The organism is Hyphobacterium indicum, assembly GCF_003129605.1.
Taxonomy (GTDB): domain Bacteria; phylum Pseudomonadota; class Alphaproteobacteria; order Caulobacterales; family Maricaulaceae; genus Hyphobacterium; species Hyphobacterium indicum.
This window is the reverse complement of sequence record NZ_QBDX01000004.1, coordinates 76,487-97,364: the sequence shown is the minus strand read 5'-3', so window position 1 is coordinate 97,364 and position 20,878 is coordinate 76,487. Positions and strand designations below refer to the sequence as shown.

25 protein-coding genes are annotated in these 20,878 nt (G+C 63.6%); 24 read left to right on the top strand and 1 reads right to left on the bottom strand.

Going from position 1 to position 20,878, the window contains the following annotated elements:
• The first annotated feature begins 4 nt into the window (after positions 1-4).
• The 4 genes from DBR16_RS08405 to DBR16_RS08390 are packed head-to-tail and all read left to right on the top strand — an operon-like array spanning position 5 to position 3,104.
• Positions 5-1,156, top strand: a complete 1,152-nt coding sequence (locus DBR16_RS08405) for a phage portal protein (RefSeq protein WP_109260826.1) — start codon at positions 5-7, stop codon at positions 1,154-1,156.
• Entirely contained in the window at positions 1,153-1,383 is a 231-nt protein-coding gene (locus DBR16_RS08400) for a hypothetical protein (RefSeq protein WP_109260825.1), read from the top strand. The genes DBR16_RS08405 and DBR16_RS08400 overlap by 4 nt, the downstream gene beginning before the upstream one ends.
• A gap of 26 nt (positions 1,384-1,409) precedes the next feature.
• The gene (locus DBR16_RS08395; protein ID WP_109260824.1) at positions 1,410-1,862 is read left to right on the top strand and encodes an HK97 family phage prohead protease; all 453 of its coding nucleotides are present in this window, start codon (positions 1,410-1,412) and stop codon (positions 1,860-1,862) included.
• A gap of 24 nt (positions 1,863-1,886) precedes the next feature.
• Positions 1,887-3,104: a phage major capsid protein gene (locus tag DBR16_RS08390; protein WP_109260823.1), complete on the top strand. Its 1,218-nt coding sequence runs from the start codon at positions 1,887-1,889 to the stop codon at positions 3,102-3,104.
• Here the strand turns inward: DBR16_RS08390 and DBR16_RS08385 are convergent.
• Complete coding sequence (locus tag DBR16_RS08385; protein ID WP_125184537.1) at positions 3,101-3,532, bottom strand: hypothetical protein; 432 nt, start codon at positions 3,530-3,532, stop codon at positions 3,101-3,103. The two genes, DBR16_RS08390 and DBR16_RS08385, sit on opposite strands and share 4 nt — an antisense overlap.
• A gap of 32 nt (positions 3,533-3,564) precedes the next feature.
• On the opposite strand from DBR16_RS08385, the gene DBR16_RS08380 reads away from it, so the two are divergent.
• From DBR16_RS08380 to DBR16_RS08285, 20 genes are read left to right on the top strand one after another with little or no spacing between them, the layout of a single operon-like run.
• Positions 3,565-4,149, top strand: a complete 585-nt coding sequence (locus tag DBR16_RS08380) for a head-tail connector protein (protein WP_109260821.1) — start codon at positions 3,565-3,567, stop codon at positions 4,147-4,149.
• Complete coding sequence (locus tag DBR16_RS08375) at positions 4,146-4,556, top strand: DUF3168 domain-containing protein (protein WP_109260820.1); 411 nt, start codon at positions 4,146-4,148, stop codon at positions 4,554-4,556. The genes DBR16_RS08380 and DBR16_RS08375 overlap by 4 nt, the downstream gene beginning before the upstream one ends.
• A gap of 11 nt (positions 4,557-4,567) precedes the next feature.
• Complete coding sequence (locus DBR16_RS08370; protein ID WP_109260819.1) at positions 4,568-4,984, top strand: phage major tail protein, TP901-1 family; 417 nt, start codon at positions 4,568-4,570, stop codon at positions 4,982-4,984.
• Positions 4,985-5,266 (top strand): GTA-gp10 family protein, encoded by a 282-nt coding sequence (locus tag DBR16_RS08365; RefSeq protein ID WP_109260818.1) that lies wholly within the window; start codon positions 4,985-4,987, stop codon positions 5,264-5,266. It abuts the gene before it with no gap.
• The gene (locus tag DBR16_RS08360; protein WP_233347684.1) at positions 5,263-5,454 is read left to right on the top strand and encodes a phage tail assembly chaperone; all 192 of its coding nucleotides are present in this window, start codon (positions 5,263-5,265) and stop codon (positions 5,452-5,454) included. The genes DBR16_RS08365 and DBR16_RS08360 overlap by 4 nt, the downstream gene beginning before the upstream one ends.
• Positions 5,444-5,977 (top strand): phage tail tape measure C-terminal domain-containing protein, encoded by a 534-nt coding sequence (locus tag DBR16_RS08355; protein WP_109260817.1) that lies wholly within the window; start codon positions 5,444-5,446, stop codon positions 5,975-5,977. Before DBR16_RS08360 ends, DBR16_RS08355 begins: the two co-directional genes overlap by 11 nt.
• The gene (locus tag DBR16_RS08350; RefSeq protein WP_109260816.1) at positions 5,974-6,603 is read left to right on the top strand and encodes a DUF2460 domain-containing protein; all 630 of its coding nucleotides are present in this window, start codon (positions 5,974-5,976) and stop codon (positions 6,601-6,603) included. Before DBR16_RS08355 ends, DBR16_RS08350 begins: the two co-directional genes overlap by 4 nt.
• 3 nt (positions 6,604-6,606) lie before the next feature.
• Positions 6,607-7,494, top strand: a complete 888-nt coding sequence (locus DBR16_RS08345) for a DUF2163 domain-containing protein (protein ID WP_109260815.1) — start codon at positions 6,607-6,609, stop codon at positions 7,492-7,494.
• Positions 7,491-7,928 (top strand): NlpC/P60 family protein, encoded by a 438-nt coding sequence (locus DBR16_RS08340; protein WP_109260814.1) that lies wholly within the window; start codon positions 7,491-7,493, stop codon positions 7,926-7,928. Before DBR16_RS08345 ends, DBR16_RS08340 begins: the two co-directional genes overlap by 4 nt.
• The gene (locus tag DBR16_RS08335) at positions 7,916-11,797 is read left to right on the top strand and encodes a baseplate multidomain protein megatron (protein ID WP_109260813.1); all 3,882 of its coding nucleotides are present in this window, start codon (positions 7,916-7,918) and stop codon (positions 11,795-11,797) included. Before DBR16_RS08340 ends, DBR16_RS08335 begins: the two co-directional genes overlap by 13 nt.
• Before the next feature lie 42 nt (positions 11,798-11,839).
• Positions 11,840-12,706, top strand: coding sequence for a DnaJ C-terminal domain-containing protein (locus DBR16_RS08330; RefSeq protein ID WP_233347683.1), 867 nt, complete (start codon positions 11,840-11,842; stop codon positions 12,704-12,706).
• A gap of 51 nt (positions 12,707-12,757) precedes the next feature.
• Positions 12,758-13,087 (top strand): PepSY domain-containing protein, encoded by a 330-nt coding sequence (locus DBR16_RS08325; RefSeq protein ID WP_109260811.1) that lies wholly within the window; start codon positions 12,758-12,760, stop codon positions 13,085-13,087.
• An 8-nt stretch (positions 13,088-13,095) separates the two neighbouring features.
• On the top strand, positions 13,096-13,770 hold the full coding sequence (locus DBR16_RS08320; RefSeq protein ID WP_109260810.1) for a response regulator transcription factor: 675 nt from the start codon (positions 13,096-13,098) through the stop codon (positions 13,768-13,770).
• On the top strand, positions 13,767-15,149 hold the full coding sequence (locus DBR16_RS08315) for a sensor histidine kinase (RefSeq protein WP_109260809.1): 1,383 nt from the start codon (positions 13,767-13,769) through the stop codon (positions 15,147-15,149). The genes DBR16_RS08320 and DBR16_RS08315 overlap by 4 nt, the downstream gene beginning before the upstream one ends.
• A 54-nt stretch (positions 15,150-15,203) precedes the next feature.
• A complete protein-coding gene (locus DBR16_RS08310) occupies positions 15,204-16,529 on the top strand; it encodes a hypothetical protein (RefSeq protein WP_109260808.1) in 1,326 nt (441 codons plus the stop codon).
• A 41-nt stretch (positions 16,530-16,570) separates the two neighbouring features.
• Positions 16,571-17,224 (top strand): DUF938 domain-containing protein, encoded by a 654-nt coding sequence (locus tag DBR16_RS08305; RefSeq protein ID WP_109260807.1) that lies wholly within the window; start codon positions 16,571-16,573, stop codon positions 17,222-17,224.
• On the top strand, positions 17,221-18,156 hold the full coding sequence (locus DBR16_RS08300; RefSeq protein WP_109260806.1) for a tetratricopeptide repeat protein: 936 nt from the start codon (positions 17,221-17,223) through the stop codon (positions 18,154-18,156). The genes DBR16_RS08305 and DBR16_RS08300 overlap by 4 nt, the downstream gene beginning before the upstream one ends.
• A complete protein-coding gene (gene ccmE, locus DBR16_RS08295; RefSeq protein ID WP_109260805.1) occupies positions 18,153-18,596 on the top strand; it encodes a cytochrome c maturation protein CcmE in 444 nt (147 codons plus the stop codon). The genes DBR16_RS08300 and ccmE overlap by 4 nt, the downstream gene beginning before the upstream one ends.
• Positions 18,593-20,521 (top strand): heme lyase CcmF/NrfE family subunit, encoded by a 1,929-nt coding sequence (locus DBR16_RS08290; protein ID WP_109260804.1) that lies wholly within the window; start codon positions 18,593-18,595, stop codon positions 20,519-20,521. The genes ccmE and DBR16_RS08290 overlap by 4 nt, the downstream gene beginning before the upstream one ends.
• The gene (locus DBR16_RS08285; RefSeq protein WP_109260803.1) at positions 20,518-20,868 is read left to right on the top strand and encodes a cytochrome c-type biogenesis protein; all 351 of its coding nucleotides are present in this window, start codon (positions 20,518-20,520) and stop codon (positions 20,866-20,868) included. The genes DBR16_RS08290 and DBR16_RS08285 overlap by 4 nt, the downstream gene beginning before the upstream one ends.
• Positions 20,869-20,878: the final 10 nt, after the last annotated feature.

Here is a 20,878-nt window from a genome sequence, read left to right as displayed (position 1 = left end):
CACAATGCTGAACCAGCTGGCCCGGACCTTCGGGCTGACCACAAAATCGTCTGCGGCAAAGCCTCTGATCGCCCTGTCTTTCGGGACGCGGGCGGCGTGGCCGGCGCGCGATTACGCCTCGCTGTCGAAGGAAGGCTTTGCGCGCAATCCGGTGGTGCATCGCTGTATCCGCCTGATTGCGGAAGCTGCCGCCTCGACACCGCTGACGATGCAGACGGGCGGCGGGGCGGCGCACCCGCTGTCATATCTGCTGGAGCAGGCCAATCCGGATCAGAGTTTCACCGAAATGCTGGAGGCGCATTACGGCTTTCTGCAGATTTCCGGCAATGCCTATCTCGAGCTGGCGGCGCTGGATGGCGTACCGCGCGAAATGTTCACCCTGCGCCCGGACCGGATGCGGATTCTGCCCGGCAAGCGCGGCTGGCCGGAAGGCTGGGAGTATTCGGCCAATGGAAGAAAAGTGACGTTTGCGCGCGACAGGGCCAGCGGGCGCTCGCCCATCCTTCACATGCGGCTGTTTCACCCGTCGGATGATCATTATGGCCTCAGCCCGCTGGAAGCGGCGGCGGCCTCTGTGGATGTGCACAATGCGGGCGGCGCCTGGGCCAAGGGATTGCTGGACAATGCGGCGCGGCCGTCCGGTGCGCTGATCTTCAATACCGGGGAAGGCGCGAACCTGACCGATGACCAGTTCGACCGGCTGAAGGCGGAATTGTCCGACGCCTATACCGGCCCGGCCAATGCCGGGCGGCCAATGTTGCTGGAGGGCGGGCTGGACTGGAAGCCGATGGCATTGTCGCCAGCGGATATGGATTTCATTGAGGCCCGGCGGGAAGCCGCGCGGGAAATTGCCCTGGCCTTTGGCGTGCCGCCCCTGCTGCTCGGCCTGCCGGGAGACAATACCTATGCCAATTACAAGGAAGCCAATCTGGCCTTCTGGCGGCAGACGGTGTTGCCGCTGGTGCGCAAGACAGCGCGGGCGCTGACCGGCTGGCTCTCCCCCTGGAGTGAAGCGCCGCTGGAGATCACAGCGGACACGTCTGCCATACCGGCGCTCTCATCGGAACGGGCTGCCGACTGGGCGCGGATCAGCGCTGCCGACTTCCTGACACCGGACGAAAAGCGCCGCCTGCTCGGCCTGCCGGAGGCCTCATGACGGGCTGGCGGCTGGAAAGATCGGTGACGCTGGGCGTGGTCTTCGCGCTCGCCATGCAGACCGGCGGGGCGCTGATCTGGGCGGGGGCGGCAGGCGAACGCCTCAATCGTCTGGAAGCCGAGGCCGAGCTGCATGAAGCGGCGAGTGAACGCCTGGCCCGGCTGGAAGAACAGATCGGTCAGGCGCGCGAAGCCCTGAGCCGCATCGAACGGCGTCTGGACGACTGACGCCGCCGGAATTTCTGGAGACAGTGATGGATGAATTCACCGCAGCGGGCGAGCCGCTGCGCATTGAAGGCCATGCGAGCCTTTTCGGGCTGGCGGATCTCAACCGGGATGTCGTGCGGCGTGGTGCGTTTACGCGTGGCCTGCAACGGCGCGGCTACAAAGGTGTGCGCATGCTGTTTCAGCATGATGCCGGCGAGCCCGTCGGTGTGTGGGACGAGATCCGTGAGGACGGGCAGGGCCTGTTCGTGCGCGGCCGGGTGCTGCGTGCCGGGCCGCGCGGGCGGGCGGCAGCGGAGCTGATCCGCCAGGGTGCGGTGGATGGTCTGTCCATCGGCTTTCGGACCGAGCGTTTTGCGCCGCGAACGGGCGGCGGGCGCGAGCTTCTTCAACTGGATTTGTGGGAGGTCTCAATCGTGACCTTCCCGATGTTGCCGCAGGCGCGCCTTCGCGTCGCGGCGCCCGCGGCAATTGCCGCATAACCATCGTCAATCAAGAGGATTTACATGACGAAGGAAACCAAGATGGCGGCGCCGTCGGCGGAAACCCGCGCGGCGCTGAGCGAAGTATTGTGCGCATTCGAGGCGTTCAAGGACGCCAATGACCGGCGCCTGGACGAGATCGAGGCGAAAGCGGCTGCTGATCCGCTGCTGGACGAGAAGGTCTCACGTATCGACGCGGCCCTGAACCGGGCCCAGGACCGGCTCGACCGGCTGGCGCTGGACGCCTCACGCCCCGGCCTCGACAGCAAGGGGGCTGACGAAACCAACGCTGCCTGGGACAGCTATATGCGCACGGGCGAGGCCGGCAAGCTGATCGAGGGCAAATCGCTTTCTGCCGGATCCAACAGTGATGGCGGTTATGTCGCTCCTGCGGAGACCGAAGCGCTGATCGACCGGCTGCTGACCTCGGCCTCGCCGATCCGGGCGATTGCCAGCGTCAAGCAGACCACGGCGCACACCTTCAAGAAGCCGGTCAGCCTGGGCGGAGCGGCCACCGGCTGGGTGTCGGAAACGGCGGCGCGTCCGGAAACGGACAGCCCGACGCTGGACCTGCTCGATTTCCCGACCGCAGAGCTCTACGCCATGCCGGCCGCGACCAGCCAGCTCCTGGATGATGCGCTGGTGGATATCGACCAGTGGCTGGCCGAAGAAGTGCAGGATGTCTTCGCCGCGCAGGAAAGCGATGCCTTCATCAATGGCAATGGCACGAACAAGCCGAAGGGCTTCCTCAGCTACACGAAGACGGCAGATGCCTCGGCGGTGTGGGGCGAGATCGGCTATGTTGCGACGGGCGTGGACGGTGATTTTGCCGCCAGTGATCCGGCGGATGATCTGATTGATCTCATCTATGCGCCGAAACCGGGCTATCGCGCCGCGGGCCGCTTTGTGATGAACCGGCGCACGGTCTCGGCGGTGCGCAAGTTCAAGGACTCCAATGGCGATTATATCTGGCAGCCCTCGCTGACCGAAGGCGGGCAGGCGACGCTGCTGGGTTATCCGGTGACGGAAGCCGAGGACATGCCGGATATCGGCTCGGACGCTTTTGCCATTGCCTTTGGTGATTTCCGCCGCGGTTATCTGGTGGTGGATCGTCAGGGTGTTCAGGTCCTGCGCGACCCGTATTCGGCCAAGCCCTACGTCCTGTTCTACACCACCAAGCGTGTCGGCGGCGGGGTGCAGGATTTCAATGCGATCAAGCTGTTGAAGTTCGGGCTGTCCTAATCACTGTCCGTGTTCCGGGGCGGGGCTTTGGCCTCGCTGCCGGGCGGTGGGTCATCTTTGGACCGTACACCCATGTCGATCAGGCGCTGGCGGAGCCCCGATCTCGGCTGTTCGACCGACCTGGCCGCCGCCGCCCGGTCGGCTCGCCGCCGCTTTGATTCTTCGACTGTTAGTAAGCCAAACCAGCGGGTCCGTATGCGGTCCTCGGTCCGGCCGAATAGGCGGTTGAGGCTGAAGCCGATGCCGAAAAAGACGACCAGAGTACCGATGGCGGCCCCCTCGAAGCCGATCCAGGGGAACCAGCCATAAAAAAGAATTCCTAAGGCGATTACCGGGATCGCCAGCACAAAGCCAAATATCTCGGCGAGTGCATGTGCCAGAAACGATAGTACCGCCTGTCGTGGACCATCCCTTCGGGAAGCTTGCACCGTAGAATCCGGATCATCTGAAAGAGGCAAAAATGACTCTCCAACTCGTCACGCCGCCGGCGGTCGAGCCCGTCACGCTGTCTGACGCGAAAGCGTTTCTGCGGATCGGGACCGGCCATGAAGACGACCTTGTATCGCAATTTATCGCGTCTACACGTATGCGTGTCGAGGCCGAAACGGGCCGGGCACTGATTTCGCGAACGTATCGCGAGACGCTGGATGCCTGGGACGTACCCGGACGCATTACCGATAGCGGGCGACAGTTTCGCCTGCCCCTGCCGCCGCTGATCTCGGTGATTTCGGTCACCACTTTCGCCGCTGATGATGTGGCCAGCGTATGGGATGCGGCGAACTATTTCGCCGATACCGCGTCCGATCCCGGGCGGATTGCTGTCCGGTCCGGTGATTTCCCCCGGCCCGGGCGCGCGGTGGCGGGCATCGAAATCCTGTTCGAGGCGGGCTATGGCGCGAGCGCCGATGATGTGCCGGAGGCCCTGCGCGAGGCCGTGATGCGGCTGACCGCTGATGCCTATCTGAACCGCGACGGCAATGGCGACCGGCCGCTGCCAATGGCTGTGCAGAGCCTGCTCGCGCCTTATCGGCGGGTGCGGCTATGAGCGCGGAGGCGGCGTTTCAGGACGCCTTGCTGGCGCGCCTGGCGGCGGATGCCGGCGTGAAAGCCGCTCTGGGCGATCCGGCGCGGATATTCGATGCCGCACCGGAGGGTGCGGCCTTTCCCTATCTCAGTGTGGGGCGTGGGGTCAGCGAGCCCGCCGGGGCCAGCAATACGCAGCTGATCGCGCACCGGCTGACCCTGCATCTGTGGACGCGGGACACCGGCCGGCGGGAGACCAAGGAGATGCTCGGCGCCATCCGCGCGGTTGTGGATGACGCCTCATTTGTCCTCGCCGGCGGGTTCACGCTGATTTCCTGCCGCATCGTCTATGCCGACGTCTTCCGCTCTGCCGACAACCGCCTGGCGCATGGCGTCTTGCGGGTGCAGGCCATCATTCAAGTCAATTGACGGAGTCTCTAATGACCGCACAACGCGGAAAAGACCTGCTGCTCAAGATCGGCGATGGGGGTTCGCCGCCAGATTTTACCAGCGTGGCGGGCTTGCGCGCCCGGACAATCACGCTGAATGCGCGAACGGTGGACGCCACCACGTCCGACAGTCCCGAGGGCTGGCGCGAGCTGATCGCCGGGGCGGGCGTGAAATCCTGCGCCGTGACCGGGGCGGGCCTGTTTGTCGATGCCGCCGCGGACGAGACGGTGCGGCAGGCCTTCTTCAACCAGACCACGCCGGACTGGCAATTGGTGATCCCGGATTTCGGTGTGATCGAGGGTCCGTTCCAGATTGCCGCCCTGGAATATGCCGGCCGCCATGATGGCGAAGCCACCTATTCCCTGTCGCTGGCCTCGGCCGGCGCGCTGACCTTCACGGCGGCCTAGATGAATCCGGCCCGCGGCGAGGTTTCGCTGACCATTGATGGCGAGGCGCGTACGCTCTGCCTGACGCTGGGCGCGCTGGCGGCCATCGAGGCCGGGCTGCGGTGTTCCGGATTTGCCGAGCTGGGCGCGCGCCTGAAACGCCTGTCCGCAGCCGACCTGATCCTGGTGGTCCAGGCCCTGCTGACCGGCGGGGAGGGCGTGGTGCTGGATCTGTCGACCGCGCGGATTGATCCGGCGGAGGCCGCCCGGGCTGTCGCCGAGAGCTTCGAACGGGCGCTGTGACCACGATCCCGTTTGATGACTGGCTGCGGTTTGCCGTGCTGCGCCTGGCCATTCCGCCTTCGGACTTCTGGCACCTGTCCCTGACGGAATGGCGGGTGCTGACGCAATCGGCCTCAGCCCCGCCCTTGCGGCGGGACGAGTTGTGCGCCCTCCTGAAATCCCATCCGGACAAGACCCATGACATATGACGACGACGAAGCGGAGCGTGTGGCGGAAAATGCTGCGCGGGCGGGTGCCGCATTGGAAGCCCTCGCCAATGGTCCGGCCCGTCGGGCGGCCGATGCGATGAGCGATGCCTTTGACCGTGCCGGGCAGAGCATCGAGACGGCGCTGACGCGGGCTGCGCGGTCGGGAGAGCTGAGCTTTTCCACCATGGTGGATGCGATCCTGCGCGATCTTTCCCGCATTGCCACGGAGCGCTTTGTCACCGCCCCCATTGACGGGCTGGTGGATCAACTGGCCAGCCGTCTGCCCTTCTTTGGCGCGCGGGCCGAGGGCGGTCCGGTTCAGGCGGGCGGGGCCTATCTTGTCGGTGAACGCGGTCCCGAGCTTTTCACGCCTTCCAGCGCCGGCCAGGTCGGCGGTGCGGCGCCGATCCATGTCACCATCAATCTTCAGGGCCGCGCGCCGGCGGAAGCGGTCACGCGTTCGGAAACGCAGATTGCAACGGCCCTGGCGCGCGCGGTCCGCAAGGGAGCCGCCAGACTATGAGCCCTCAAATCCATGACGTGCTGTTTCCGTTTTCCGTGGCACTGGGCGCGCGGGGCGGGCCGGAGCGGCGCACGGACATCGTGACGCTGGGTTCGGGCCGGGAGGAACGCAATACGCCCTGGGCGCATTCGCGGCGGCGCTGGAATGCTGCGCCGGGCATCAGGACATTGGCGGATGTCGCAGCGCTGACGGCGTTTTTCGAGGCGCGCCGGGGCCGGCTTTATGGCTTCCGCTTCCGCGATCCGATGGATCATGCCAGCGGTGAGCCGGTGTCACCTACCGACCAGCCTCTGGGCACGGGCGATGGCGACGCCCGTGTTTTCCAGTTGATCAAACGTTATGCGGATGAGGCTTCCGCCTATGACCGCCTCATCATGCGGCCGGTTTCCGGCAGTGTGCGGGTTGCGGCAGACGGCGTGGAACTGACCGCCGGGATTGATTTCACGGTGGATGTTGAAACCGGCGAAGTCACTTTCGCTGATTCACCGGCGGCCGGGACCGCCCTCACAGCCGGTTTCGAATTCGATGTCCCGGTGCGCTTTGATACCGATCGGCTGGATATCTCGCTGGACGCTTTCGAGGCGGGCGAGATTGCCGATTTGCCAATCTTGGAAATCCGCGCCTGAGCCATGCTGAATATTCCAACGGAATTGCAGGCCCGGCTGGATGCCGGGGCGACGACACTGGCCTGGTGCTGGCGTGTGGAGCGCCGCGACGGACACGTGTTCGGTTTCACCGACCATGATGGTGATCTGGTCTTTGATGGCGTCACCTATCGCGCGGCGACCGGTTTGAGCGGTGCCGATATCGACACCCGTCTGGGCCGCGAAAGCGGGTCTGGCGAAGTCAGTGGCGTGTTTGAGGATTCTGCCCTGACGGAAAGTGATCTCGCGAATGGGGTGTGGAGCGGTGCGCAGGTGCAGATCTACCGCACCGACTGGTCGGATGTCTCCTTGCGCGTCAAGGTCTGGACCGGTGAACTGAGCGAGGTCCGGCATGATGGCGTTTCGTTTCGTGCGGATCTGAACGGTCTGTCGCGGCGGCTGGAGCGCTCTATCGGACGGATATATTCGCGCCATTGCGACGCCAGTTTTGGCGATGCCCGCTGCGGTCTGGATGCCAGCCTGCCGGCCTATCGCGGTACGGGCATGGTGACCGGGCAGGGGCCGGCCGGCTTCGTCGTTTCCGGGCTTTCCGGTTTCGCTGATGGCTGGTTTTCATCCGGCTGGCTCGACTGGACCAGCGGCGCGGCGAGCGGCCAACGCCTGCGGGTGATTTCGCACCATGTCTCCGGAGACCAGGTTCTGATCGGGCTGGAGGGTGATACATCCGCGTCCGGAACAGGCGATGGCTTTGTCATCACTGCCGGGTGCGACAAGCGCCATGCGACCTGCCGGGACAAGTTTGCGAATATTCTCAACTTTCGCGGCTTTGCCTTCCTGCCCGGCAATGACGTGCTGATGGCTTCTCCCGCCTCAGACAAGCGCCGGGACGGCGGATCGCGCGGCCTGTCATGATCCGCAATGCGGTTGTGGCTGAAGCGCGGTGCTGGATCGGCACACCCTATCATCATCAGGCGAGTTGCCGCGGTACCGGGTGTGATTGTCTGGGGCTGGTGCGCGGTGTCTGGCGGGCGCTTTACGGGGCGGAGCCCGAAACACCACCGCCCTATCCGGTCCGGCACCCGGCGGGAGAGGCGCTGATGGTGCCGGCCCTCGGGCGCTGGCTGATCGAAATCCCCCGCGACAAGGCCATGGCCGGGGATGTTCTGGTCTTTTCTTGGCGCCATTCTCAACCGGCGCGCCATTGCGGCATTCAATCGGCCGGACACCACTTCATTCATGCGCACTCGCGGCGCGCTGTTGCCGAGACCCGGCTGACGCCCTGGTGGCGGCGTCATTGCCTGGCTGCCTTCTCGTTTCCGGAAAGTGACTCATCATGGGCCAGCTGATTCTGGGCTCGATCGGTTCTGCCGTGGGCCAGCAGGTTTTGCCGAAGGGATTGTCTGCCTTCGGGCTGCACCTGTCCGGACAGGCCCTTGGCGGGTTTGTCGGCGCACAGGCGGGCGGATGGCTCGACCAGGCGCTGTTCGGGCGGGACCGCGTGTCCGGTCCGCGGCTGGATGCCTTGCCCGTGCAAGCATCGACGGAAGGTGCCCCCATTCCTCTCGTTTTCGGCCGCAGCCGGATTGCCGGGCAGGTCATCTGGGCCTCGCGGTTTTCCGAGCACCGGAGCTCCGAAGGCGGCGGCAAGGGCGGACCGCGCATCAACCGGTTCAGCTATTCGGTGAGTTTTGCGGTCGGCCTGTGTGAAGGGGTAATCGACGGCATCGGCAATATCTGGGCGAATGGAGAGCTACTTGATCAGAGTGAGCTGGGATTTCGCCTCTACAGGGGCGATGAAATCCAAACGCCGGATCCGCTGATCGTGGCCATAGAAGGCACAGAAAATGCGCCGGCCTGGCGCGGGCTGGCCTATATTGTCTTCGAAGACCTGCCGCTCGAGGCTTTCGGCAATCGTATTCCCAACCTGTCTTTTGAAGTGTTCCGCTCCCCGCAAGCCCAGACTGGCGCGGCGCGGCTGGAGACCCGGATCGAGGGCGTCGATCTCATCCCGGCTTCGGGCGAATTTGCCTATGCAACATCATCTGTGCTGCGGGATGACGGGCCGGGCCGGCAAAGCTGGCTGAACATCAATAATGCGCGTGGCAAGCCGGATTTCCTTGCTGCCATTGACGATCTTGAAGCCCGTCTTCCGAATTGCCGGTCCGTGCTGATCGTGTCGGCCTGGTTCGGCACGGATTTGCGCTGCGGTGACTGCACCATCCGGCCCGGCGTTGAAACGCGTGAAACCATCACCCGGCCCTATAGCTGGTCGGTGGCCGGCGAAAACCGCAGTTCGGCCTATCTGATTTCCCGCATCGATGGACGCCCTGTCTATGGCGGCAGCCCGGCGGATGCCTCACTGATAGAGGCCATTACCGAATTGAAGGCGCGCGGATTTTCGGTCTCCCTTTACCCCTTTATCCTGATGGACATTGCGCCCGGCAATGGACTTGCCGATCCTTATGGCGGTGCAGTGCAGGCGGCGTTTCCATGGCGCGGGCGGATCACCTGCCACCCGGCCATCGGTGAAACGGCCAGTGTTGACGGGACGGGCGCAGCGCGCGATCAGGTCGAGGCCTTCTTCGGCACCGCCGCTGCGGCGGATTTCGCCGTCAGTGGTCAGACCGTCTCCTACACGGGACCTGCGGAATGGGGATTTAGGCGTTTCATCCTGCATCATGCGGCGCTGGCTGCTGCTGCCGGCGGTGTTGACGGCTTTCTGATCGGTTCGGAAATGCGCGGCCTGACCACGATCCGGGGCGAGAGCAACAGCTTTCCGGCGGTAGAGCAGTTGACGCATCTGGCCACCGAGGCGCGACAATTGCTCGGAGCGGGCACGCGTCTTTCCTATGCGGCGGACTGGTCGGAATATTCCGGCTATCAGCCCGCCGACGGGTCCGGCGATGTCTTCTTCCACCTGGATTCCTTGTGGAGCGCGCCGGAGATCGATGCCGTTGCGATTGACTGGTATGCGCCCCTGTCCGACTGGCGCGACGGCGACACGCATCTCGACCAGGCGGCGGCGCCTTCCATTCATGACCCGGACTATCTGGCCGGTAATGTCGAAGGCGGAGAGGGGTATGACTGGTTTTATGCCAGCGCCGCGGACCGCGATGCGCAGACCCGTACGCCGATCACCGACGAGGCTTATGCAAAGCCCTGGGTCTTCCGTTACAAGGATATCCGCAACTGGTGGGCCAATACCCATCATGACCGCCCGGGCGGCGGTGAATCCGCAGCGCCAACGGGCTGGGTGCCGGAATCCAAACCGGTCTGGTTTACCGAGCTGGGTTGCCCGGCGATCGACAAGGGTGCCAATCAGCCCAATGTCTTTGTGGATCCGAAAAGTTCGGAATCCTTTCAGCCCCATTTTTCCAGCGGGGCGCGCGATGATCTGATCCAGCGGCGCTATATCGAAGCGCTGATTGAATACTGGTCGGCGGATGGCGGCCATAATCCGGTGTCGTCCGTTTATGGCGGCCCGATGATTGCCCCGGACCTCATCCATGTCTGGACCTGGGATGCGCGGCCTTTTCCCGATTTTCCGGCGCGTGGCGATATCTGGTCGGATGGTGCGAACTGGCGGCTGGGGCATTGGCTGAACGGCCGGGCCGGGCTGGCGCCGCTGTCCCTGATCGTTGAGGAGCTGACACGCCGGTGCGGTCTAGATGCCGATTCCGGCGCTCTGGACGGGCTGGTTTCCGGTTTCGTGATCGACCGGCCGATGGCCGTGCGGGAAGCCTTGCAGCCGCTGATGACCGCCTTCGGCTTTACCCTGGCGGACCGGGCGGAGGGACCCGCTTTCATTCGCTTCGGGCCGGCGTCCGATGCGGTTCTGGAAAACGACTCGCTGTCATTGCCGCCCTCAGGCCGGGCCGTGGAGATGAGCCTCGTGCAAAACGGCGAACTGCCGCGCGATGTCCGTCTGCGTTATCAGCGCGATACGCCGGACTATCGCCCGTCCAGCGTCTATGCGCGGACAGAGACCGATGATCTGGAAGCGGTCGCCGATCTTAGCCTGCCCTTGCTGGCGGATGAAAGCACGGCTGAGGGCTGGGCGCGAGATATTCTCGGCGAAGCACAGGCCGGAGCGGTGCAGTGGCAATTTTCCCTGCCGCCTTCGCGGATCGCGCTGGAGGCGGGCGATGCGGTCACCATGGATGGCCGGGATATCACGCTGGATGCTGTGACCGGCCTTGGCGAAAGACAGGTTGAAGCGTCCCGTCATGTGGCACGGACACCGGGATTGGCAGGGGCGCTGCCCGGGCAAGCGGCGGATCTGGTTCAGCCGCCCCCGCAGCCGGTCCTCAATCTGATCGACCTTGCGCCGTTGCCGGGAGAACGGGTGGCGCGCGGGGGATTGCTCGCCGCGGCCTATTCGGCCCCCTGGCCGGGGCAGGTTCAGATCTGGAGCGCGGCAGACAATGTCTGGCAAGAGCGGCACGTGCTCGACACCCCGGCGATTTGCGGCACCGTCATTTCCGCGCCGGATGATCTGCCTGAGGGGCGCTGGATAGAACAACAGCCCCTGATGGTTGAGCTTTCAGGCGGCCAGCTGGTGTCAGACAGCGCATCGGCGGTCCTGGCGGGCGGGAACCGGCTCGCGATTCAGGGGACTGATGGCTGGTTCACGCTGCAATTCCGTGATGCAGAACTGACCGGTGACCGTCGCTATCGGCTGACCGGATTGCTGGCCGATAGCGCAACCGGTTTCTCCGGATTGCAAGCCGGTGCGCCCTTTGTGCTCGCCGATCGCGCAGTAGAGACGTTGGCGCTGCAGCCCCATGAGCGCGATCTGGACCTGACCTTCATGGCTTTGCCCGCCGGCGTGATGCCGGATGACAGCCTGCATGAAAGCCTTGTGGCCACCTATCGCGGACGGGATGTCCAACCCCTGCCACCCGCCCATCTGAAGGCGCGGCGCATTGCGGAGGGTTTCCGCCTGACCTGGATCCGGCGGGCCCGGTTTGGCGCGGATGACTGGGTCTCTGCCGAAGTCCCGCTGGGTGAGGACAGCGAGCGCTATCAGGTAGAGATTCAGACGAATGGCAGTGTGCATCATTTGGAAGCGGTCGAAGCGGCAGCGCTCGATATATCCATCGCAGACCTGGAAAGCTGGATCGGGTCTCCCTTGCCCGCCTTCGAGGTGGACGTCCGGCAGGTCTCCGCCCGGTACGGACCCGGAGCGGCGTCACGCCTGACAATTACACCATAGCCAGCTTGCCAATCCGCGCGCTTTCCGGCAGCTGTGAGGTTGATGAGCGATCCCTATAAAATTCTGGGCGTGTCCCGGTCCGCTTCAACTGAAGAAATCCGGTCGGCCTACCGCAAGCTGGCCAAGCAATTACACCCGGATGCGAATCCGGGGGATGCGGCCGCCGAGGACCGCTTCAAGAAGGTCAGCACCGCCTTCCGCCTGCTGTCGGATGCAAAGAGGCGTGCGCAATATGATCGCGGCGAAATTGATGCCAATGGCGAGGAGGTTGCGCCGCATCACCATTTCCGCTCTGCGCGCCGCGGCCGCCAAAGCGGCGAATTTACCGACATCTTTTCCGATCTTTTCAGCGATTTCGGCGCGGCGTCGCCGCGTGCGCAACGGGGCGGCGATCTGTCTGCCGCGCTTGAAATCGACTTCGTGACGGCGGCCCAGGGCGGCAATCAGCGCATTCATCTTCCCGATGGCCGCAAGGTAGATGTCAAAATCCCGGCCGGTGTCGAGGATGGCAAGGTGCTGCGGCTTGGCGGGCAGGGCCAGAAAGGCCAGCAGGGCGGTCCTTCGGGCGATCTTCTGATCACCCTGTCGATCAGGCCGCACCGCTGGTTGAGCCGAGACGGGGACATGATCCGCCTGGATCTGCCGGTCACCGTGCAGGAGGCCTCGCTGGGCGCCAAGGTGCGCGTCCCCACATTGCAGGGTGCGGTCGATGTGAAAATCCCCCCGAATTCGACATCCGGCACGCTGCTGCGACTCAAGGGGCGCGGGATCGCGCGGAAAGGAAAACCGGCGGGAGACCAGATTGTGCGGCTTATGGTCGATGTGCCGGACGATGCAGCTCTGCGGGAATTTCTGTCCGGCTGGACACCCCCGGCGGGATACAACCCTCGCAAAAATGTCAAAATCTGATTATTTGTTCATTCAGCGCGCGTTCAGTGACGAGAGGGCAGATTGCCGTTCATGAACAAGAGACACTTCATAACGGCTGGTTTGGCCCTGCTGCTTTCGGTTTCCGGAGCCATGCTGCCCATGACTGGCGCGCATGCGCAGGACATGCGGAATAATTATTCCGCCGGTCAGGCCCGTGATGCGCGCGATTCGGGCGATGTATTGCCGGCCCTGCAGGCGATCTCGATCGTGCGCGGGCGCTATCCGGGCTCGGAAGTGCTGAATGCGCAATTGCGTGGCGGCGCATCGCCGCAATGGGTTGTGACGATTTTGACCCGGGAAGGCCGCCGCGTTGACGTGATCGTTGATGCGCGTACCGGCCAGATCCTTGGCGAGCGATAGAGGAAGACATGCGTGTACTCGTCGTAGAAGATGATCCGGACCTCAACCGCCAGCTCAACCGGGCGCTGACGGATGCCGGCTATGCCGTTGATGTCGCAACCGATGGCGAAGAGGGCCACTTCCTGGGAGACACCGAACCCTATGATGCGGTCGTGCTGGACCTCGGACTGCCGCAGATTGATGGCGTCACCGTGCTGGAGCGCTGGCGGCAGGAAGGACGGGTGTTCCCGGTGCTCATCCTTACCGCCCGCGACCGCTGGAGCGAAAAAGTGGCCGGCTTTGATGCGGGCGCAGACGATTATCTGACAAAGCCTTTCCATACCGAAGAATTGCTGGCGCGATTGCGGGCCTTGACGCGCCGCGCCGCCGGGCATGCCTCGTCCAGCATTGATTGCGGCGCGCTCTCGGTCGATACGCGGGGCGCGCGGGTCTTTATCGACGGCGCACCGGTCAAGCTCACTTCGCACGAATTCCGTCTGATCAGCTATATGGCCCATCATCAGGACCGGGTGATTTCCCGCTCCGAACTGGTGGAGCACATCTATGATCAGGACTTCGACCGGGATTCCAACACGATCGAGGTCTTTGTCGGGCGCTTGCGCAAAAAGATCGGGCAGGATCGCATCGAGACCGTCCGTGGTCTCGGCTACCGGCTGATCGACCCGGACGCCAAGGCCGCGTGAAGACCCGTTCCAGATCGCTTTTCCGCCGTCTGGTGTTGACGGCCACCGTCTGGACGCTTGTTGCGCTGATCGCCGTCGCGCTGGCGCTGACCACGCTGTTCCGGAATTCCGTCGTGCGGACTCTGGACGACCGGCTGGAAGCGGTTGCCCTGACGGTTATCGCCACGGCGGAGCGGGCTCCTTCGGGACGTGTCGCACCTGCCCAGCCTCCACTCGACAGCCGGTATAACCGCGCTTTCCAGGGACTGTACTGGCAGATCAATGCCGTGGAAGATGGCCAGGCCGGTGAGGTGCTGGGTGAATCCCAGTCGCTGCTGGACGAGGTCATTCTTATTCCCCCGTCAGCCTTTGCAGACGCCATGGCTGATTTTGGCCAGCCAGTGCCATACAACACCAAGGGGCCGGACAACCAGTTGCTGCGGGTGGTGATACAGGCGGTCGAATTGCCGGGCGATGTCGGCCGTATTCTGGTCGCCGCCGCCGAGGACCGCCGCCCTGCGGATGCCGAAGTTCGCCGGTTCGCTGTCGTTTCAATCATCATTTTCCTGATATTCGGGATCGCTCTGGCGGCGGGGGTCATCGTGCAGGTCCGGATCGGCCTCGCCCCCGTCTTCAAGATGCGGGATGCCGTGGCCGAGGTGCGCGAGGGCCGGAGCGAGCGGGTGGAAGGGGATTTTCCGGTGGAACTCCAACCGCTTGGTGTGGAGCTCAATTCCCTGCTCGACCACTCACGCGAAGTGGTGGAACGTGCGCGCACCCATGTCGGAAATCTGGCCCATGCGCTGAAGACGCCGATTGCCGTATTGCTGAACGAAACCGCCGGTGATGACGGGGAGTTGTCGTCGCTTGTGCGCCGGCAAACCGAGACCATGTCGCGGCAGGTGGATCACCATTTGCGCCGCGCCCGGGCGGCGGCCCACGCCAAGGCGATCGGCGCGCGGTGCGAGGTTGCACCGGTCATTGATGACCTGACGCGCACGCTGAACAAGATCTATTCGCGGCAGTCCAAATCGATTTCCGCGTCCTACGAACCGGATCTGGTGTTTCGCGGGGAGCGGCAGGATCTGGAAGAGATGGTCGGAAATCTCTGTGACAACGCCTGCAAATGGGCAGCGGCCCGGGTGCGGGTGACGGCCGGTGCCAAGGCCGATGGGCAGATATTCCTGAAAGTTGAAGATGACGGTCCGGGCATGGATGCCGAACAGCGGCAAGCGGCGCTGAAACGCGGGGTCCGGCTGGACGAGGAAACTCCGGGGACGGGCCTGGGCCTGTCCATCGTTGTGGACCTGGCGCGGGTCTATGGCGGGGAGCTGAAGCTGGGTGTCTCCGACCTCGGCGGATTGTCGGCGGAACTGAACCTGCCCGGCCGCCAGCGCTAAAGGGCGATTAACGATATTCTTCTAGCATGCCCGGCTGAAAGGCCCGTGCACACTATGAAGCCGTTAACGGAAAAACAGCTGAAAAGCCTCTCCGCGTTATGGGCGGGATTGCCGGATCATGTCCGCAGGCAACTGCTTGTGGCGGCCGGCGATAAAGGGCGTCTGGCCGAAACGCTGAAAAGTCTGGACGCCCGGCGCAGCGGCGGTGATTGCCAGGGTGATCGCCACAAACTGTTATTCCGTGTGTTTGATGATGTTACGGGGCACGCGTCCGACCCTCCGACGCATTCGCGATTCACCGAAGAAACCCTGTCCGTGCTGGACGCTGAAGCCGGTCTGGAATCGCTGCAAATGCCCGCTGATCCAGGCGATCCGGACGCCATGCAATCCTGGCGCAATCAGGCGGCTGAACGTATCGAGGCGCTGATCGCGCAGGCAGAAACCGACAAATCCCTGAGGACCAGGCTGACGGAGGTCTTGGGCACGGATTACGCCTCGCTGATTGTGGATGCCGCCTGTCTGCTTTCCCATGACGCCCAGCTGACCGATGCGCTCAAGCCATTCGACAAGAAAATAACGGACTTCTTGCCAGAGAGCGTCACTCAGGCACGGGATGCATATGACCGGATATGTGCCGATGCGCCGGACGCCAGCCTGTGGTTCCTCAAGATTCTCACCGCGCGTCTGACCCGGACGGCCCAAATATTCCGCGTGGTCGAGAAAATCGGGCGGCGCAGCGATGATGCGCTCGTCTCCAAGACCGACCTCGCCGATGTCGGCGACCTGGTTCTTGCCAATGCCGACTTTTATGCAGGAAAATTCGATCAGCCTCCCGCCACTCTGGACGAAGCCGAGATGGCCGGGCGTGCCCTGGAAGAATTCGCCAAGATATCTGTCGGGATGACGCGAGAATTCGGTATCCGCAAGGATGGCCGCTGGGGGAAGACGCTTTTTGCGACACGCGCCAAGGCTTCGAGCGCGCTGGACGAGTTTTTCAAGCAGGTCGAGAAGGAATTTGTCCGGGCCATCCCGCATGTCGCCAAGGGGCATCGTGGCCTCGCCAGGCCGGGATCAATGCCAAAGGAAGAGCGAATTCTGAAAGCGGAAGCGGCTTTGCGGTTTCTGGCACTGGCATCGGAATGGTCATCGCAGGCCGCTGTGGGCAGCGCTCAGAAACATGCCGCTGACTATGTGCGCCAGGAGCTGGATGATGCGGCCCGTGCCTATCTCGAAATTCTGCGGGCGGCAGAGGGTGAGGATGCCGGCAAAGCGTCCGCTGCGCTCGACCTCATCGTGCGTTACATGCACGCCTTCAAGGACGATGAAAACGCTGATCTCATCCAGCGGCGGAGTGTCGCGGTTCGCGCAAACGCAGCCTGAATCGGCTTGCTTTGGCTGCCCGTCCTGCCTATCCCGCAGGTATGGATAAACGCCCCCCGGAAAAACCGATTGCGATGGAATTGCGGGAATCCGCCGATGAGAAGCTGTATTCTCCGAGCGCCGCCCGCAATTCTGCACTTATTGCGGATGTTTTGAGCCCCGTTCTTCCACCTGATGCGAGTGTGCTGGAGATCGGATCGGGCACGGGCGAGCACGGGGAGGCCGTCTGCAGCACAAGGCCGGATATTCAATGGACTCCAAGCGATCCGGATGAGTTGTCGCGGCGCAGTCAGGCAGCTCGCGCGCGGGAGACGAGCGGCCTGAAGGCACCGCTTGAGCTGGATGTATCGGCAGTCGGCTGGACACAGGGGCTTCCTGCATTTGATGCCCTTGTGTGCTGCAATGTGATTCATATTTCTCCCTGGGAGACCGCCGAAGGACTGGCCCGCGGCGCGGCTGACATTCTGGTGCCGGAGGGGCGGATTTTTCTTTATGGACCGTTTCTGGAGGGAGCAGACACTGCGCCGTCCAATCTGGAGTTTGACGCCAGCCTGAAGGCCAGAAATCCGCAATGGGGCGTCCGGGCGCTCCAGGATGTCACTCAGCTGTTTGAGCAGAACGGGTTTCACCTGGAAAAGCGGATCGCAATGCCGGCCAATAATCTGTCCCTGATTTTCAGGCGGGCGCAAAGATGATCCTGCTTGCCATCATACTGGCGGTGACCGCTTTCGTTTTCGCGGGTTTTGCCGTCTGGCCTGCCGCGCGCCTGCGGCCGCGCTGGCTGGCCCCTTCCATCCTTGCCGGGTTGGCGGGTGTGGCGGGCGCGACCTATTTCGCCGGGGCACAGCCGCAAGCGCCGGGCGTGCCCTATCAACAAGCGGCCGCCGAACGTATGGCCACAAATCCTGAAGCGCTCGGGCAAGCTGCCCAAATGGAGCGCTTGAGGGACATCCTTCGCACGGATGAAACCGATGCTGCGGCCTGGGCGCAACTGGGCCGCATGCTCGCACGGTCGGAGCGCGAACTGGAAGCCATCAATGCGTTCCAGCGGTCCTTGCGGCTGGAATTGAATGCGCGAACGCTGTCCGACCTCGGCCAGACTTTCATAAACCTGAATGATGGTCAGGTGACCGATGAAGCGCGGGCGGCTTTCGAGGAGGCGCAGCGTATGGACGCGGCCCTGCCGGAGCCCGGATTTTTCTTCGGCCTGCAGGCATTCCAGTCCGGTGATATCGATGCTGCGGAGACGATCTGGCTGGATCTGATCGCCCGTCTGGATGATCGTGACCCGTATAAAATCCTGATCTCCGAGCAGGTATTCCAGCTCTTGTCTCAGCCGCAGGTGAATGCCGAGGCCGTCGAAGCTGCTGCGGCATCAGAAGACTTTGATCCACGGCAGCGTATTGCCGATATGGTGCAGCGTCTGGAAGCGCGCGTCGCTGCCGGTGACGCCGGTTTTGCCGATCATCTGCGGCTTATCCGGGTGCGCGGAATGCTGGGCGATAATGAGGGCGGAATGGATGCCTTGCAGGCGGCGCGAGACCGGTTTGCCGAACGTGAGGGGGCCATGACCATTCTCGATTTGCTGGCAGCTGCGCTGCAAACGGATGAAGGACAAGGTGAATGAGAGCCCGGTCGCAAAGATTGATTATGGTCGCCATTGCCGGTGTGATTCTGGTAGCAGCCGTCGGGCTGGCGCTGATCGCACTGCGTGACGCGATCGTGCTGTTCTACAGCCCGAGCGAGGTTGCCGCGGAGCATCCCGGATTCGGAGAACGCATCCGCATCGGTGGCCTCGTGGAAGATGGCAGCGTCGAGCGCCCGGCCGAAGGCGGCGCGAATTTTGTCGTGACGGACGGGGCGGCCACGATCCGCGTCGTCTATGACGGATCCTTGCCGGATCTGTTCCGGGAAGGTCAGGGTGTCGTCGTGGAAGGGGCCTTCATACCGTCCGGCGATTTCGAGGCCAGTACGGTGCTGGCCAAGCATGATGAAACCTATATGCCGCCCGAAGTGGCCGAGGCGCTGCGTGAAAGCGGTGTCTGGCAGGGAGAGGGTGAACAATGATCGCCGAAATCGGGCGTTTTCTGGTCGCGCTGGCGTTCGCATTGTCCATCCTGCAATTGCTGTCCGGATGGCGGGCCGCATCCACTGGATCTGCGCCAGCCATGCGGATCGCGGCGCGTTCGGCCTATGGTGCGCTTGCGGCGGCCGTGATCGCTTTCGGGCTGTTGATCATCCTGTTCCTGCAATCGGATTTCTCGGTCGCCTATGTTGCCGGGCACAGTCATGTCGACAAACCGCTCTTCTACAAGATTGCGGCCGCTTGGGGCGGGCATGAAGGCTCGATGCTGCTCTGGTGTGTGATGCTGGTCGGTGTCGGCGCGGCGCTGGCCCGCTTTGCGCTCCGGCAGGACGAGCAGCTGAAAAACCGTGCTGTCTCGATCCAGGGCGGATTGCAGATTCTCTTCCTCGGCTTTCTGGCCTTCGCCTCCAACCCGTTTGACCGCTTGCTGGACGTTCCTGTGCAGGGGGCGGACCTCAATCCGATCCTGCAGGATCCGGCGCTCGCCATCCATCCGCCCACGCTCTACATCGGTTATGTCGGCCTGTCGGCGGCTTTTTCGCTGGCCGTGGCGGGGTTGATCGAAGGACGCGGCGGCCGTGCCATAGCAGCGGCATTGCGGCCATGGTCGCTCTTTGCCTGGACAGCTCTGACGGCCGGTATCGCGTTGGGGGCGTGGTGGGCCTATTACGAGCTGGGCTGGGGCGGCTGGTGGTTCTGGGATCCGGTGGAAAATGCCAGCTTCATGCCTTGGCTGGTCGCCGCGGCCCTGATCCATTCGGCCATCGCCACCGAGAAGTCGGGCAATTTTGCGGGCTGGACCGCTTTTCTCGCCATCATGGCGTTCACGATGTCGACCATGGGGGCCTTCCTGGTGCGTTCGGGTGTTCTGACATCGGTGCATGCGTTTGCGCTCGATCCCGAGCGCGGCCTGTGGATCCTGGGCATCATGACGATCCTCGCGGGCGGAGGGTTGACCCTGTTCGCATTCCGGTCGGGCAGGCTGGGTCATGGGGACGGGTTTGCGTTGACCAGCCGGGAAGCCTTTATTGGCGTCAACAATCTTCTGCTCGCCGCCGTCGCCGGAACCGTCCTGTTCGGAACGCTGTACCCGCTGGTCATGACGGCATTCGGCGTTAGCGGTGTGTCTGTCGGCGCAGCCTATTTCAATGCGACCGCAACCCCGTTTCTCGCTGCGCTCCTGATATTGCTGCCCATCGCCCCGTTCCTGCCCTGGAAAAAGGACGGTTTCAGCCGGCGTCTGGCCGTGCGCTCGACGCTGTGGATATTGCCGGGTGTGCTGGCTGGATTGTGGGCGTTTCTGATCGAAGCCTCGCCGGTGGCCATCGCTGCAGCGGCTTTTGCCGGCTGGACGCTGGCCGGCGTTGTAACGGATCTCTGGTACCATCGTGTTCTGCAGGGCGCGGCAGCCCGTTTTAGCCTGACAGGCCGGGTTCTGGCGCATGCCGGGGTTGTCGCCGTGGCGCTGGGTGCGGTGGCCGATTCCACGGGGCGGCCCGAGACCGTGCGGGCGCTGGCCGAGGGCGAGCAGATCGAAATCCCGGGTTTTACCCTGACGCTTGACGGAGTGCGGCGCGCGGATGGCCCCAATTACCTTGCCGACGAGGCGCGGATCGTTGTTGAAAACGGGCGCGTCTCGGAATTGCTTCCGCAGCGGCGTTATTATGCTGCGGCGGACACGACCACCCGGGAAGTTGCGATCCGGTCCGGCCTGGGCGGCGATCTCTACGTCTCTCTTGGCGAACCACGGGCCCGCGACAGTGGCGAAATCGCCTATGAAGTACGGGTAACGTTCAATCCGATGGTCTGGCTGCTCGGACTGGGCGCCATCATGATTGTGCTGGGCGGCACGTCGGCCTCTATTGGCCGCGCCATGAGCCGGCGGCAGAAGGGGATGGTGTCATGATCCAGATGCTGGCTGCCGTGCTGTTACTGCAATCTGCCGAGCTCACGCCGGCCCAGGAGATGGAGGCCGCGCATCTGATGCAGGAAATCCGCTGCGTGGTGTGCGATGGCCAGTCCATTGCCGATTCCGATGCCGCGCTGGCGCAGGATATGAGGCTCTTCGTGCGGACCCAGATTGCCGCCGGGGCCGAGCCCGATTCTGTCCGGATTGCCCTGGCACAGCGATATGGCGATGAAGTGCTGATGCGGCCGCGGCTGACGCGGCAGACCCTTCCTCTCTATCTCGCGCCGCTGGTGCTTTTGCTGGCTGGTGGCGTGCTGATCGGCCTGGCGTCGAGGAAGCGCTGACGAAGGCGTT

Excerpts from the sequence above, each read along its gene's own strand:
- DBR16_RS08405 (WP_109260826.1), top strand. The coding sequence starts at position 5 with ATGCTGAACCAGCTGGCCCGGACCTTCGGGCTGACCACAAAATCGTCT.
- DBR16_RS08400 (WP_109260825.1), top strand. The coding sequence starts at position 1,153 with ATGACGGGCTGGCGGCTGGAAAGATCGGTGACGCTGGGCGTGGTCTTC.
- DBR16_RS08395 (WP_109260824.1), top strand. The coding sequence starts at position 1,410 with ATGGATGAATTCACCGCAGCGGGCGAGCCGCTGCGCATTGAAGGCCAT.
- DBR16_RS08390 (WP_109260823.1), top strand. The coding sequence starts at position 1,887 with ATGACGAAGGAAACCAAGATGGCGGCGCCGTCGGCGGAAACCCGCGCG.
- DBR16_RS08380 (WP_109260821.1), top strand. The coding sequence starts at position 3,565 with ATGACTCTCCAACTCGTCACGCCGCCGGCGGTCGAGCCCGTCACGCTG.
- DBR16_RS08375 (WP_109260820.1), top strand. The coding sequence starts at position 4,146 with ATGAGCGCGGAGGCGGCGTTTCAGGACGCCTTGCTGGCGCGCCTGGCG.
- DBR16_RS08370 (WP_109260819.1), top strand. The coding sequence starts at position 4,568 with ATGACCGCACAACGCGGAAAAGACCTGCTGCTCAAGATCGGCGATGGG.
- DBR16_RS08365 (WP_109260818.1), top strand. The coding sequence starts at position 4,985 with ATGAATCCGGCCCGCGGCGAGGTTTCGCTGACCATTGATGGCGAGGCG.
- DBR16_RS08355 (WP_109260817.1), top strand. The coding sequence starts at position 5,444 with ATGACATATGACGACGACGAAGCGGAGCGTGTGGCGGAAAATGCTGCG.
- DBR16_RS08350 (WP_109260816.1), top strand. The coding sequence starts at position 5,974 with ATGAGCCCTCAAATCCATGACGTGCTGTTTCCGTTTTCCGTGGCACTG.
- DBR16_RS08345 (WP_109260815.1), top strand. The coding sequence starts at position 6,607 with ATGCTGAATATTCCAACGGAATTGCAGGCCCGGCTGGATGCCGGGGCG.
- DBR16_RS08340 (WP_109260814.1), top strand. The coding sequence starts at position 7,491 with ATGATCCGCAATGCGGTTGTGGCTGAAGCGCGGTGCTGGATCGGCACA.
- DBR16_RS08335 (WP_109260813.1), top strand. The coding sequence starts at position 7,916 with ATGGGCCAGCTGATTCTGGGCTCGATCGGTTCTGCCGTGGGCCAGCAG.
- DBR16_RS08330 (WP_233347683.1), top strand. The coding sequence starts at position 11,840 with ATGAGCGATCCCTATAAAATTCTGGGCGTGTCCCGGTCCGCTTCAACT.
- DBR16_RS08325 (WP_109260811.1), top strand. The coding sequence starts at position 12,758 with ATGAACAAGAGACACTTCATAACGGCTGGTTTGGCCCTGCTGCTTTCG.
- DBR16_RS08320 (WP_109260810.1), top strand. The coding sequence starts at position 13,096 with ATGCGTGTACTCGTCGTAGAAGATGATCCGGACCTCAACCGCCAGCTC.
- DBR16_RS08310 (WP_109260808.1), top strand. The coding sequence starts at position 15,204 with ATGAAGCCGTTAACGGAAAAACAGCTGAAAAGCCTCTCCGCGTTATGG.
- DBR16_RS08305 (WP_109260807.1), top strand. The coding sequence starts at position 16,571 with ATGGATAAACGCCCCCCGGAAAAACCGATTGCGATGGAATTGCGGGAA.
- DBR16_RS08300 (WP_109260806.1), top strand. The coding sequence starts at position 17,221 with ATGATCCTGCTTGCCATCATACTGGCGGTGACCGCTTTCGTTTTCGCG.
- ccmE (WP_109260805.1), top strand. The coding sequence starts at position 18,153 with ATGAGAGCCCGGTCGCAAAGATTGATTATGGTCGCCATTGCCGGTGTG.
- DBR16_RS08290 (WP_109260804.1), top strand. The coding sequence starts at position 18,593 with ATGATCGCCGAAATCGGGCGTTTTCTGGTCGCGCTGGCGTTCGCATTG.
- DBR16_RS08285 (WP_109260803.1), top strand. The coding sequence starts at position 20,518 with ATGATCCAGATGCTGGCTGCCGTGCTGTTACTGCAATCTGCCGAGCTC.